The sequence below is a fragment of the Dorea sp. genome (assembly GCF_977044405.1).
In genome coordinates this window covers 105,948-119,307 of the sequence record NZ_CDRRQK010000005.1, presented here as the reverse complement: position 1 = coordinate 119,307, position 13,360 = coordinate 105,948, and the positions used below count along the sequence as shown (strand labels likewise).

General features: G+C 42.8%; 11 protein-coding genes and 1 tRNA gene. 4 read left to right on the top strand and 8 right to left on the bottom strand.

All coding sequences use genetic code 11. The features are described from left to right. Positions 1 to 154: 154 nt before the first annotated feature. The 6 genes from ACWJAF_RS04005 to ACWJAF_RS03980 form a co-directional block, all read right to left on the bottom strand. Positions 155 to 1,753 carry an AAA family ATPase gene (locus ACWJAF_RS04005; RefSeq protein ID WP_448862370.1) on the bottom strand — a complete coding sequence of 533 codons (1,599 nt, stop codon included), beginning with the start codon at positions 1,751 to 1,753 and terminating at the stop codon, positions 155 to 157. Positions 1,754 to 1,941: 188 nt separating this feature from the next. Next, entirely contained in the window at positions 1,942 to 4,587 is a 2,646-nt protein-coding gene (locus ACWJAF_RS04000; protein WP_448862368.1) for an ABC transporter permease, read from the bottom strand. Then, positions 4,584 to 5,258, bottom strand: coding sequence for an ABC transporter ATP-binding protein (locus ACWJAF_RS03995; protein ID WP_448862367.1), 675 nt, complete (start codon positions 5,256 to 5,258; stop codon positions 4,584 to 4,586). The genes ACWJAF_RS04000 and ACWJAF_RS03995 overlap by 4 nt, the downstream gene beginning before the upstream one ends. Positions 5,259 to 5,372: 114 nt before the next feature. Continuing rightward, entirely contained in the window at positions 5,373 to 6,293 is a 921-nt protein-coding gene (locus tag ACWJAF_RS03990; RefSeq protein WP_448862365.1) for a sensor histidine kinase, read from the bottom strand. Beyond that, on the bottom strand, positions 6,290 to 6,964 hold the full coding sequence (locus tag ACWJAF_RS03985; RefSeq protein ID WP_448862364.1) for a response regulator transcription factor: 675 nt from the start codon (positions 6,962 to 6,964) through the stop codon (positions 6,290 to 6,292). Before ACWJAF_RS03985 ends, ACWJAF_RS03990 begins: the two co-directional genes overlap by 4 nt. 149 nt (positions 6,965 to 7,113) lie before the next feature. Then, a tRNA-Lys gene (locus ACWJAF_RS03980) sits at positions 7,114 to 7,186 on the bottom strand. Between the two features lie 287 nt (positions 7,187 to 7,473). Here ACWJAF_RS03980 and ACWJAF_RS03975 point away from each other — a divergent pair. Continuing rightward, on the top strand, positions 7,474 to 8,055 hold the full coding sequence (locus ACWJAF_RS03975; protein ID WP_448862362.1) for a DUF6512 family protein: 582 nt from the start codon (positions 7,474 to 7,476) through the stop codon (positions 8,053 to 8,055). A gap of 111 nt (positions 8,056 to 8,166) precedes the next feature. Here ACWJAF_RS03975 and ACWJAF_RS03970 read toward each other — a convergent pair whose 3' ends face one another. Continuing rightward, complete coding sequence (locus tag ACWJAF_RS03970; protein ID WP_448862361.1) at positions 8,167 to 9,129, bottom strand: polysaccharide deacetylase family protein; 963 nt, start codon at positions 9,127 to 9,129, stop codon at positions 8,167 to 8,169. A gap of 366 nt (positions 9,130 to 9,495) precedes the next feature. Between ACWJAF_RS03970 and ACWJAF_RS03965 the strand changes: the two genes are divergently transcribed. The 3 genes from ACWJAF_RS03965 to proC all read left to right on the top strand — a co-directional run bounded on the left by ACWJAF_RS03965 (position 9,496) and on the right by proC (position 12,556). Continuing rightward, positions 9,496 to 10,206 (top strand): L-2-amino-thiazoline-4-carboxylic acid hydrolase, encoded by a 711-nt coding sequence (locus tag ACWJAF_RS03965; RefSeq protein ID WP_448862359.1) that lies wholly within the window; start codon positions 9,496 to 9,498, stop codon positions 10,204 to 10,206. Positions 10,207 to 10,373: 167 nt separating this feature from the next. After that, a complete protein-coding gene (locus tag ACWJAF_RS03960; protein WP_448862357.1) occupies positions 10,374 to 11,654 on the top strand; it encodes an amidohydrolase in 1,281 nt (426 codons plus the stop codon). 104 nt (positions 11,655 to 11,758) lie between these two features. Continuing rightward, the gene (gene proC / locus ACWJAF_RS03955; RefSeq protein ID WP_448862356.1) at positions 11,759 to 12,556 is read left to right on the top strand and encodes a pyrroline-5-carboxylate reductase; all 798 of its coding nucleotides are present in this window, start codon (positions 11,759 to 11,761) and stop codon (positions 12,554 to 12,556) included. Positions 12,557 to 12,727: 171 nt separating this feature from the next. Here the strand turns inward: proC and ACWJAF_RS03950 are convergent, their stop codons facing one another. Then, positions 12,728 to 13,342 carry a V-type ATP synthase subunit D gene (locus ACWJAF_RS03950; RefSeq protein ID WP_448862354.1) on the bottom strand — a complete coding sequence of 205 codons (615 nt, stop codon included), beginning with the start codon at positions 13,340 to 13,342 and terminating at the stop codon, positions 12,728 to 12,730. Positions 13,343 to 13,360 lie beyond the last annotated feature (18 nt).

Sequence of the window (13,360 nt, the reverse complement as noted above, 5' to 3'; positions counted from 1 at the left end):
TTATTTTGTCTATCCGAAAGGGAGTTTATTTTCAATATAAAAGAGCTCTATAATCTATAATTCTCTTTATCAACACTTTTTATTTCTTCTACGCAGTGTTTCGAATATTCCAAAAGCTCCTGCTAACATTGTTGACCACAAACCAATTCGAGCTTTACAGGATATTTTTTATTCCATATTCCTCTATCACACACTCATGCTTCTTACTCTTCTTATCATAATTAATCCCAACCAGAAGAATATTTCCAGTATAATTTAGCAGCGTTTCGGGATATCGTCTCTCCTTTATCTGTTCAATTGCAGTAAACGCATTTTTATTCCATTTTAATTCTACCAGAAGCGCCGGATATTCATTTATATATTCCGGCTTTGGAAGATACACAAAATCCGCAAAGCCTCTTCCTGCCGGAAGTTCTCTAACAGGTTTAAAATAATATTTCATAGAGCTTAGATATCCAATTGTCAGCACGCTGCTAAGTGAATTCTCATCATTATATTCAATAGCCGAAGCATATTCCATATGAATCTTCTCAATTCCATCTGCCACCACTTCAGAATCTTTATCCAACGTAGCATTCAAAAGATCTTCAGATTCCTTTTGAAAATGAATCATCTCATTCCACCGCTTCCTTCTAACAGCCGCAGTAAGTTCCTGCCTGATTTCTTCATTTGGAATAAACGCTCTCTGAGTACTCTGATTATATCCCAGATATCCCAAGTGTATCAGATATGTCAGCACATCATCCTTGCTCGTAAAATTCACCGTATCATTCTGAAAACAAGACACATCCACTTCCACCTGCGAGCCCGAAAGCATCGCAATGATCGAACTCTTCAAACCATCAAAATCCATATTGATCAATGGCACAATTGCATCATATGTTCCGGTTCTTGACCAGTAGCTCTGATATTTGTTCCATAACAGCACTTCTATTACTGCCTTTGGATTATAGACTTCATACCCCTCCAGCAGATATCCGTCATACCAATGCTTTACCTTTTCAAAGTCTCTTTCATATTCCGCACAAAGCATCTTTACTTCATCTTCCGTAAAACCAATATATTTTGCGAATCCTCTCGCATCCAGCATCGTAAATTCATTAAAATTATTAAGTGCCGACTGTGTCTGGATCTTCTTAATTGGCAATATTCCGGTAAGATATGCCAGAGCCATATATCTGGTCGGCATTGTTCCTTTGAACATTCCGCGAAGGAAATTAATATATTCCTCCTGAATCTTCTGGTTCGCACCCTCATCACGAATCAGAACATCCCATTCGTCTATGACAATCACAAATTTCCTCTTAGTCGCTGCATTAATAAGAGACAATGCTTCTGGAAGAGAACAAATCCCAGCAGAAAGATGTTCCGGATATAATTCCCGCAATTCAGCAAGTACACTTTTTATAATAAACCCAACTACTTTATCCGGTCCGCCGGCTGGTTCCATGCACCACTGAACATCAAAATGAATCACATCATATTGATTCAGATATTTTTTGTAATTCTCATTCTGCCCGATTTTTAATGACGAGAACATCTCTTCAGAATCACAGCCTTTGCTATAGTATGCAGTAAGCATATCTGCCGTCACTGATTTTCCAAATCTACGTGGACGACTGTTACAGATAAATGCTTCTGTAGATTCAAGTACGCTGTTCGTATATTCTATCAATTCTGTTTTATCTACATAAATGCGGGCATTTAAAGCCGCCTGAAATGCACTGTTATCCGGATTTACAAATAAACTCATGTCTCTTCACCTGCTTTCATCTGAGATTCTTTCATCCCTTATAATTTATATTTTATATATTAACATAAAGCAGATTTATATTCATTCTTTTTTAACAACAAAAAAATCACCATCCCCGCAGCTCGCAGTCTGCAAAAACAGTGATTTAGTAGTGCGCGATCAGGGGTTCGAACCCTGGACACTAAAAATTATAATTCCCTTAGATTTTCGACAATGCTCTGTCTCTTCCCTACATGGTAAAGCACAGCAGGAATCAGACACCCCAGCAGGAGAAATATCGGTATAATCGCGATTACAGGCATGATGGTAAAATGGTAGCTGACAAACCAGAACATATCGCTCATCATGTTGCCAAGCATAGGCCCAAGCGCCACAGAAAGTATAAGGGACGCTATGATGGAGCCCACCGCATAAAATAATCCCTCGTAAATAAGCATATTTTTTAGCTGCCTGTTGGTCATACCCACAGATTGTAATACGGCAAATTCTCTCTTTCTGGACAAAATCCCTGTCATAATTGCATTGAAAAAGTTAAGTATGCCCACAAGCCCGATTATGGCACAGAGGACACCACCACAGATTAAAAACATATTTTTAAACCGGGTAAATTCACGTCTGATAGATGCCTTGCTCTCATACATGAGAGTAGATGTATCTCCTGCCGTGAGCTTTTGCAGATACTGCTCAGCGCTTGCTTCTGCCTTGGAATCCGGTGTGTCAAACATATAAAACTTAGGAATGACATCTGTACCACTATCCTCCTTAAGCTTCTCTACCGGCAAAACCATGCTATAACCCAGACCTGTATAACGGAAGCTGATGGAATAAGGGACAGTCACAAGAGCACATACACTGTACTCCACCTCCTTTGCCTCTTCCTCATGGTATTCCAAATATTCCTCAGGCGTGGTTTGTTGGTCTGCCCGTTCGCCGGTTCGGCTGTCTATATCATATCCAATCTGGTAGCTTACGGTATAAGTGTCTCCCAGCTCAGGGTAGTTGTCGAGATTTACTATATTGCCGTAATCATCTGTGGATACAGCCACAGCGATTGCGTGGCTATCCGGGTCAAATAGTGGCTCTAATGAGCCTTCTACTACTGTAAGCTTGTCAAAAAGTCCATCGTCAAAGCCCTCTATGCTGGCATCGACAAGTATGCTGGCATCTCTCTGCTCGTATTGGGAGAGTTCCTCCTTCAGCTCTTTGCCACTTAGATAGTTTTCTGCCAGTTTACTATACTGGTCGGTCTTCATCCACATCATAGGGGATATGTCTTCCAGGTCATAGCCGCTTCCAGAGACAGTCTCATCTGTGTTTTCCTTTATCTTATCAATGGTATCTGCTCCTATATACTCATCTGCCGTACTATAGCGGAAATAATCTGTACTGCTTACGATAAAGTCTGCACAGGTTGACCTGTCCACATATTTATCCATGTCAAAGCCGTTGACAAGTGAAAAAAGCACATTTAAAAGAGTTACAGAAAGTGTCAGTGAGACTACAACCAGGATAGTTTTCTTCTTATTTCTGCCAAGATTGGCAAAAGCCATCTGATATACCTTAGCCCCACGGCTGTGGCGTTTTTTCTTTTTTCCGGTCATGCCTTCTGTATATTTTGCTGCCTCAACAGGCGATACCTTTGCAGCTATTTTGCCAGGCTTCCTGCAGGACAAAAAGACAGTGATAATGGCAAATACAGCAGAACCGATAAAAATAAGTGGAGAACTGCTGACAGTAGCCTTTGTGCCTATAATGCTTGTGGTCTCTAATGCAATAGGAGTTAAAACCGCACCAATGCCATAGCCCAGAAGTAATCCTATAGGAATACCGATAATACACAAAAACAGAGCTTCCTGCGTGATTATGCGCCTTAATTGTCTTGGGGTGGTGCCGATTGTCTTTAACAGGCCATAAAACCTGATGTCCCCTGTCACTGAAATCTGGAATATATTGTATATAATCAGATAGCCTGTAAATATAATAAGCAGGAAAAAGGCAATGATTGCAGCTACCAGTGAGAAATCTATGCCAGAGCTTATAGATGAGGCAGTAAGTCCCCAGTTTACACCGATTCTGGCACTGTTCTCCTGGTCTCTTGTATTCCAGTCATATCCTAAGTCTGTATCTATTTTTTCCATCTGCTCCCTGATATTAAGCTTGGAAGGAAGCATGACATTTAGGTCTATGTCAAGAGCTTCATTGCCAGCGGCTATGCACTTTTCGTTAATTTTATCTACATAGGCTTTTGATACGTTGATATAGTGTACAGGCATCAAATCATCATACTCCCAGTAGCCCACGAGGATAAAGCTGTCGGTCTGTGGTATCCCGGTGTTTGTTCCATTACCAGCCTGATAAGTAATAGTCACATTTGCTCCCAGCTCAGGTTCTACGCCAAGGAGTCTTAAGGCCGCAGTGTCCATGGCTATTTCATTTTCTTTTTGAGGCTCCTTTCCCGTGCTTGGGGCGGCGTAGCTCCACCTGGTACAGTTTTTATCCATGTAGCTCACTTCTGCCGCTACCTTGCTGAATACGTCAGAGGAACTGAAGCCGCACACGATACGCTCACCGGATGCCTTGATTCCCTTGTGGGCAGCTATTTTATCTGCCTGTTCTCTGGATAAATCTTTAAAAATACCATCACTATAGCCGCCTGCCTGTCTGAAATTGTAGGTTTCATAGCTTGAGTTTACAGACAGCATAATAGTAAATAATGATGTAAACATCAAAGTTGTGAGTGCTATAGCACAAATTGCAATAATATTTCTTTTTCTGGATGCCCACAGAGACTTGAAGCTAAGTCTGCGGATACATTTTCTGTTCTTTACTCTCATACTGCTCTCTCCTGAATATGTCCATCCTCAATTCTTATTATGCGGTCTGCAAGCTGGGCGATTTCCTCGTTGTGGGTAATCATCACAATCGTCTGCGAGAACTTCTGGCTTGTCACCTTCAGGAGACTTAATACGTCCTGACTTGTACGTCCGTCTAAGTTTCCTGTGGGCTCATCTGCAAGAATTATGGCAGGCTCTGCCGCCAATGCTCTGGCTATGGCAACCCGCTGCTGTTGTCCTCCTGAGAGCTGGTTTGGGAGGGCGTCAAACCTCTGGTCAAGTCCCAGCACTTTTGTTATTTCTTCAACAAAGTCCTTATCGGCTTTACCGCCATCCAGTTCGATTGGAAGCACGATATTTTCGTACACATTTAGTACCGGTACCAGATTGTAGGTCTGAAATACAAAGCCTATTTTTCTGCGCCTGAAAATGGTAAGTTCCTCATCCTTTAGAGAAAAGATGTCTTTGCCATCCACGAATACCTTGCCGGAGCTTGGTCTGTCCAGACCTCCCAGCATATGTAAGAGGGTGGATTTGCCACTGCCGCTTGTACCAACAATAGCCACAAACTCTCCTTTTTCTACATTGAGGCTCACGCCATCTAAGGCATGTACACATGCCTCACCCGTTCCATAGGTTTTCTTCAAATCATATGCTTGTAAAATGTCCATATATCCTCCATAAAAAAAACTGTATGCCGCATTTCTCGCTACATACAGATTATTACACAATATTCTTTCCAGATTCTTTCCGGAAATAATTAAATTATTACAGTTTTGAAAGATTTAAGCCGATTTTGGCAGAAAAACAGAAAAAGTACTGCCCTGTCTGTATACCGAGGACACCTTTATGTAGCCGCCCTCTCCGCTTAGAATCTGCCGGCTTAGATACAGTCCTATGCCCACGCCTTCCATATTTTTGGTATCTTCTGAGCGGTAAAATCTTGAAAAGATCTTAGGAAGCTCCTCCTCTTTTATACCGATTCCGCTGTCTTTTATATCAATTCTTACAAACATTTCATATGCAGTGACAAATAGGCTTATAGTACCCTCATTTGTGTATTTTACAGCATTATCGAGGATATTGCAGATTGCTTCCAAAGTCCACTTGCTGTCAAAATAAGCTTTTTCATCAGTGTCAAGGAGTATAAGCTCAAGCCCCTTAGCCCTGGCTTTGGACTCTGTCTCTTTTACAGCCAGTGTCAGCATGGGCTTAAGAGCTTCTTCCTGTGGGGAGAGCTGCAATATGCCGTTTTCAAGCCTTGACAGCTTCACCAGAGAGTCGATTAAAAACTGTAATTTTTCCGACTGGACATGAAGCTGGACAATATTTTCACGCATCTGGGCTGATAAATTGTCAGTATCATCCTCAAGCAATAGTTCGCTGTATAAGAGCAGATTAGCTATGGGAGTCTTGGTCTGGTGGGAAATATCCGCAATTAACGACTTAATCTTGTCCTTTTCCAGTTCCACATTTCTGGCAGAGACCACAGAAGCACTCAGATAATTGGCAAACTTGGTCTCAAGCGAGGACAAACGTGTCTCGTCAAAACTTTTTTCAGAAAAATCTCCTTTGACTGCCTGATTTAACATATTTTCTATTGTATCAATGGTTTTCTTCGTGCGCAGATGGTTAATTAAAATTACAAGTGCTGTAATTACAAGGCATATGCCCACGATACAGATGGTTGTATTATAGTTATTCATTCAAACCTATACCCTATTCCATATACTGTTTTAATGCAGCCCGGGGTACCAAGCTTGTCCCTGAGCCTCTTGATAGAGACAGAGAGGGCATTGGCATCCACAAATTCCGCACTGTCATTCCATACTCTGTCCAGAAGAAAATCTCTGCGGAGGTTTATGCCCTCATTTTGAACCAGAAGCCTTAAAAGGCGCTGCTCGGTCTTACTAAGCTCGATTTCCTGTCCATCTACTAAAAATATCATTCTCTCAAAATCAAATTCATAGCAGCCCTTCTTGTATACACTGGCAGTAGTATGTGCCTGTAAGCTTTCCGCCTTTCTAAGCTGGGTATTTACCCTTGCTCTTAATACTGACAGGGAAAAAGGCTTTGTGATGTAGTCATCTGCGCCAAGCTCAAGTCCCTTTACTATATCCATGTCGGTATCGTTTGCGGTCAGAAGAATAACCGGTATAGTTGGATAGTTTCTCTTTAGTTCCTGTAAAAAATCAAGCCCGCTTCCATCCGGCAGATTTATGTCAAGTAATATGAGAGACGGACAGCTGCACAGGAACTGGTCTCTTGCAGCTTTTATAGTCTCACAAGAGACCAGCTTTCGGCTCTCTGTCTTTAATGCCTTGCACAGGCCTTGATTTAAGGCTGTATCGTCTTCCAGGATTAGTATTTGCTCCATCTGTATTTCCTCATAGTCAATCAATATTTTAGACTATTATAGCACAGGAGAATTTGGGAATAGGGTATTTTTTAATAAAGTTGGATTTTCAGGCACAAAAAAATCACCATCCCCGCAGCTCGCAGTCTGCAAAAACAGTGATTTAGTAGTGCGCGATCAGGGGTTCGAACCCTGGACACCCTGATTAAGAGTCAGGTGCTCTACCAACTGAGCTAATCGCGCATCTTTAATTGTCTGTGTTACGTTCTCCGTAACGACAAGATATATTATATAGCAGGTGTTTTAGAAATGCAAGTGTTTTTTACAACTTTTTTTGAAAATCTTCAAAAAATTTTAATTGTTTTAAAAATTCGGCTATATTTGTTCATCACACCCTCTATTATTCTTCCTAAATCAGTTAGCATAATCTCCTTTTGCAGACATCGGAAACATAAGTTATTGTTTTTCTTCATATATATATGTTACCCGGATTATCCGTTATCTTATGTCTTATACAAGGAGCCACTACCATGCAACATTTTATTCATTCTATAAAAAACTCTATGATCACCCGCCTGCATACTCTGACATCTTCACTTGCACATTCTACCCGTTCGGAACACATACTCCTCTGGCCATTCCTTCTGACCGCCGCCTTGGGGACCTGGAATCATTTTTTCTATTCGTTCTCTGGAAATTCCGCCTTTATCGCATTGTTCTGTCCGGTCAATGAATCCGTGTGGGAACATCTGAAGCTTTTATTCTTTCCATTCTTATTCGTCTCTGCGCTGGAATATACCTGCTACCGCAGATCACCTCTCCGGTTCTTTTACAGCAGATATATCGGTGTCGTATCTGGTATGATTTTTACCGTAGCTTTCTTTTATACTTACAGCGGAATCATCGGGCGGAATTTCCTGCTGATTGATATCCTGCTTTTCTTCTCAAGCGTGTTGATTGCTTTTGTTTCCGCGAATCATTTTTACTTACAGAACCGGTCCATGCGGGCATCGGACCGGACATATATTATTACGCTCTGGGCTGTAACGGCATTGTTCTTCTTTGTATTTACCTGTTTTCCACCGGATATTCCGTTATTTTATTCTCCATAGTTTCTCGCTAGATACACATAGAGAACCGGCAGCTTCTATTGCATACTTAAGTATAAAAAGATAACAGAAAATCTACTATCCTCCGATTTCCTGTTATCTTTCTGATCTTCCTTAATTATTTACCCCATGATGTGCCACATAACTATTCAGATCCAATGCCTTGAAAACATATCCCTGCGACTGATAATACTCTATAATCTGCGGCAGTGCTTCTACCGTCGTATCCTTCGCCGCCGAATCATGCGACAGTAATACGATATTATTATCATGGAAGCTTGTCGCCTGTGCAACCAGCTGTTCTGTCGTTCTGACAGCTCCGTCACCGGAACTTCCGTTCCAGTCGTAGTACTGGTAGCCTCTTGCCTGTACCTCTTTTGTCAGTGTAGACATAATTCCCCTCGTATAGCTTGCAGATATCGTATTCGATGATCCGCCCGGGAAACGGATAAAGCATGGCACATATCCAATCTCTTCCTTTACAATCTGCGCCACCTGATCCAGATCCTGAAAATAAGAATCTACAGACGCATACACCTTCGCATAATCATGAGAATATGTATGCATTCCGATAGTATGTCCCTTATCATACGCCACCTTAATCATGTCTTTGTACTCCGGCATCGCACCCGTTACGAAGAATGTTGCTTTTGCATTATATTTATCCAGAATATCCAGAACCTTCTGCGTATTCTGTGACGGACCATCATCCAGTGTCAGGTATACAACCTTTTCATCCGACTCTTCCGTAGTACCAACCGTTCTTCCCGGCTGCACCGCAAAATCACTTCTGTCCAGTTCTTCTGCTTGTGCTGCTTCATCGGATGTATCTTCCGTTTCTATTGTAAGTGCCTTTGTAAGATCCTTCCCTTTTTGCGTTGATTGATCCGCTGATTCTTTTTTATCCGTTGTAGTTGTTGTATCGGTGCTTGCTGTCTGCTTCGCATTATTCTTCTGCATCATACGCACTGCCGTCACTCCGGCAAATGCAACTACCCCGATACATATGATTCCAACTAATATATTTAACCTTCTTCGTCTTCTTTTAACCCGGCTTTTCCTTCTTCTTCGACTCATAAACTTCTCTCCCTTTTTTCAAGAATGTCCTTACATGTTTCACACTGCCCCAAAATGGCAGATATCTTACTTCTGATACACAAGACAACACTTGTTTCTCCTTTATCATAACCCATTTTCTAATTTATGCAAGCATTTCCCGGTTCTTTCCTGTTTTATTCAAAAAACTTGGCCAAATCACACAGAATTTTCAGTCCCGAAGATTTTTCATACGGAAACTGCGGCGAAAATCAAATATTTTTCCTCTTTTCCCACACAAATGTTGTATAGTAAAAATATAGCTGCTATCTTCACACTGCTGTTTACATTATTTAAAAACAGTAATTGAATATACAACTTAATCATAACACGAAAGGAGTTTTCATTATGAAACCTCAGACAACCGCCTGTACCATCGAACATCACGCCATGATGTTCGCATATCTTGCAAAACACGCCATTGAATTATGCGGCGATGCCGGCAAAGAAGCCATTCTTGCCGGAATGACAACCTACGGCAATGAACGCGGCGCCAGAATGGCTGCCAACGCAAAAGCCCACGGTGATGAACTCACCACCATGACCAATCAGGCCTACGGCGAATGGAAGCCTGACTATCCGGGCCAGATGGAATTCGGCACACTGCGCACCGAACCGACCCTTCAGACCTACATTTCCAAATGTGCCTGGTGCGAGGCATGGCAGAAACATAATATCACCGAATATGGAAAATATTATTGTGTAAATGTAGATAACGCCGTCTATCAGGGCTTCCGTCCGGACTTCGTCTGTACCCCGACCGCCACTTCTATGAGCTGGGGCGGTGACCGTTGCGAATTTGACTGGGGTCATCCACTCTCACCGGAAGAAGTCGAAGAACTGGCTAAGAAAAAGGCAGCGCTTGGCTCATCCTGCATGAAAGACTTTAACTTCCATACTGCACATTTGAAATATACCGTCAGTCAGGCACTGATCGATGCACTTGGTGAAAAAGGCGAAGAAGCGGTAAAGCTTGCACTTGCTGATTATGTAAATACTTTTGGTCAGGAATATCTGGATGTATTATCCGGACTCTATCCTGTTTCTTCAACTCAATAATATATACAGAATCTGTCAGCTGACCAGATTCTTTCAAACGCATAGTAATTCAAAATTTACGAAAGATTTTATATTATTCCTACAAGAAAACTAGGAAATCTATTTACATCCTGCTTTTCTGTGCTAAAATGAGAACTACAAGATTACGAAACAGGAGGTATTTATATTTGAATAAATTAACAACCGAACATACATCAGATAATATTATTGCCACATGGTTAGACACACACCAGGATGAGCTGGTGGATACCGCCAACTACATCTTCCAGCATCCGGAACTTGCTTATAAGGAAATACTTTCTTCTAAGTGCCTGGCTGACTATCTTGAAAGTCAGGGCTTCGAAGTCGTATGGAAAACTGCCGGAATCGAGACTGCATTTACAGCGACTTGGGGAAGCGGCAAACCGGTACTTGGCTTCCTTGCGGAATACGATGCGCTGGCCGGTGTCGGTCACGCCTGCGGACACAACCTTCTTGGAACTGCTGTTGCCGCTGCCGCATGCGCTTTAAAGGCCGACATGGAAGCTACTCATACTTCCGGAACCATCCGCGTCTTCGGATGCCCTGCCGAAGAGATTATGTCCGGAAAGATCGTTATGAATGACCAGGGTGTCTTTGACGATCTGGACGTTGCAGTTACCTGGCATCCATTTGACCGCAACCGTGTCAGCAACGATATCTGGCAGGCACAGGATATCAAGAACTATACGTTCCATGGTCTCAGCTCCCACGCTGCCAAGGCTCCGGAAAAAGGCCGGAGTGCACTTGATGCTGCCGAACTTATGAATGTTGGTGTCAATTACCTGCGCGAACACGTTCCCGGAGATGTAAGAATGCATTATGCCTACATCGATAACGGACTTCCGGCCAATGTCGTTCCAGATATCGCCAAGACCAACTATTTCATCCGCTCCTACTTACGCTCACGTACCGAAGACGCAAGCGAACGCGTAGACAACTGCGCAAGAGGGGCCGCACTTATGACTGATACCACCGTCGATATTGAGCTGGTTGCAAGCTGCAGCGAGATGAAGGTAAACCGTGTTCTGACAGAATTATATTATGAAGCAATGACGAAGGTCCCTACACCAACTTATACACAGGAAGAACTGGATTTTGCAAAAGAGATCACCGAAGAAGCTGGTCTTGTCAATGACGGTACTTACTTCTCTGGTCTGGAGCCACTGGAAGACGAGCCGGTACCGATCGCAATCGGAACCGATGCTTCCCAGGTAAGCCACACCGTTCCACTCATTACCCTCAGCGCTGCTACTATGTGCAAAGGTACCCCTCTGCACCATTGGGCCGCTGCAAAACAGGCGGGCATGAGCATCGGACAGAAAGGTATGTTCTATGTTGCAAGATGTATGGCGGAAGGAACGAAACTTCTGCTTGAGACCCCTGGAACGATCGAAAAAGCATGGGAGCTTCACAAACAGACCCCGTAAAATCCTATTAGGGCCGGGGAATTTTAAAAAAAACCCCGTCCCTAATTAAAAAAGACCTGTCCCTAATTAAATATAATACATATCCACAAAAAGGAGAGAAAAGCATGATCACAAAAAAAATCGGAATTATCGGCTGTGGTAATATGGGTGGCGCCATCCTCTACGGTGCACTCGAAAGCGGCGTATTGAACAAAGAAAATGTCTATGTCTATGACATCAATCCAGCTATGATGGAAAAAGCAGACGGATGGGGTGTCAATCTCGCAGACAATGACGAAGATGTCTGCGAAAAAAGTGATATCATCCTTCTCGCAGTAAAACCACAAAATGCTGCCGAAGCACTTTCCCAGTGTAAAAAAGCACTGGATGGCAAAGCCTTAATGTCCATCGTTGCCGGAGTCACAGTCGAAAGACTTCAGAATATGATCGACGGTACACCTAGAATTTTAAGACTTCTTCCGAACACACCGGCCATGGTATTCGAAGGCGCATTTGCCCTTTGTTCCGACAACGATTTGACAGAAGAAGAACTTGAAGTTGCAAAATCCATTTACAGCGCCATCGGTGTTGTAGAGATGATCCCGGAACATCTGCTTGATGCAGCATGCGGACTCAGCGGTGGCGGACCGGCTTATGTGGCAATGTTTATCGAAGCTATGGCAGACGGTGGAGTCAAACAGGGACTTCCACGGGCAACTGCTTACCGTCTTGCAGCCCAGACCTGTCTTGGTACTGCAAAAATGATTCTTGAAAAGGGCATCCATCCTGGTGAGTTAAAAGACATGGTAACTTCACCTGGCGGTACCACAATCGAAGGTTGTGAGGCTCTCGAAAAGGCAGGTATGCGTGGTGCTGTCATCGAATGCATCAATGTAAGTACAGAAAAGTCCCGCTCCTTATAATCATTGTCATTCTATGTCGATAATTATCCACTAATTATCAGACAAAAAAGGAGTTATCCACAGTTTCCCGGGGATAACTCCACTTTTATGGTGGATAAGTGGGATTACTTCAAAAAAACATGCAGAAAGAAGGGGCCGGGGGATTTTTAAAAATCCCCCGGCCCCTTCTTTCTACATTTTCATCCTTTTGATCACTTTCAACCTCGTGAACTCTTCCCTTTCTTTTTCCTCCAGCGCATTACTGATTGTATGCACCAGATTCGTATACATCGGAATCGTTATATTCTTAAGCGCATTTGCCCGCTTCTGTGTCTTCTTGATATTGGCTGCCAGCCGGTATGCCGAGTTTTCCACTTCTGCAAGTTTGATCGTCAATTCCTTCACTTCCCGGAATGCCTCTCGTGCAATATCAACCGACTCATGCGTTGTACTGAAGGAATAAGTCAGGTCATTTTGCTTCGCATCGTATTTGATATGCGGAATCTCCGTTCCCATGATACTTCTCGTCTGCATCTTCAGACTGTCTTCAATCGGAACGGTAAATGCAAGCTCCTGTACTTTACTGATCCCGTGCTCGATATTGGCACGCTGCAGGCAGGCGTATGCTTTTGTAAATGTTACATCGATCTCTTCCTGAATATCCTTTGCCTCATCGATCAGTCCCATCAGTTCTTTCAGAAGAATATTCCGCTTTTTATCCATCAAGTCATACCCCTGACGCGCAAGCAGCAAAGAATTCTTCGCAAGCATCAGATTACCCTTGGTAGGAAATTCTCTCGGATCCATATATGCATCCCTCCTTCA

Bases quoted from the DNA above. Each gene is read 5' to 3' on its own strand.
- ACWJAF_RS04005 (WP_448862370.1), bottom strand. From the start codon at position 1,753: ATGAGTTTATTTGTAAATCCGGATAACAGTGCATTTCAGGCGGCTTTA.
- ACWJAF_RS04000 (WP_448862368.1), bottom strand. From the start codon at position 4,587: ATGAGAGTAAAGAACAGAAAATGTATCCGCAGACTTAGCTTCAAGTCT.
- ACWJAF_RS03995 (WP_448862367.1), bottom strand. From the start codon at position 5,258: ATGGACATTTTACAAGCATATGATTTGAAGAAAACCTATGGAACGGGT.
- ACWJAF_RS03990 (WP_448862365.1), bottom strand. From the start codon at position 6,293: ATGAATAACTATAATACAACCATCTGTATCGTGGGCATATGCCTTGTA.
- ACWJAF_RS03985 (WP_448862364.1), bottom strand. From the start codon at position 6,964: ATGGAGCAAATACTAATCCTGGAAGACGATACAGCCTTAAATCAAGGC.
- ACWJAF_RS03975 (WP_448862362.1), top strand. From the start codon at position 7,474: ATGCAACATTTTATTCATTCTATAAAAAACTCTATGATCACCCGCCTG.
- ACWJAF_RS03970 (WP_448862361.1), bottom strand. From the start codon at position 9,129: ATGAGTCGAAGAAGAAGGAAAAGCCGGGTTAAAAGAAGACGAAGAAGG.
- ACWJAF_RS03965 (WP_448862359.1), top strand. From the start codon at position 9,496: ATGAAACCTCAGACAACCGCCTGTACCATCGAACATCACGCCATGATG.
- proC (WP_448862356.1), top strand. From the start codon at position 11,759: ATGATCACAAAAAAAATCGGAATTATCGGCTGTGGTAATATGGGTGGC.
- ACWJAF_RS03950 (WP_448862354.1), bottom strand. From the start codon at position 13,342: ATGGATCCGAGAGAATTTCCTACCAAGGGTAATCTGATGCTTGCGAAG.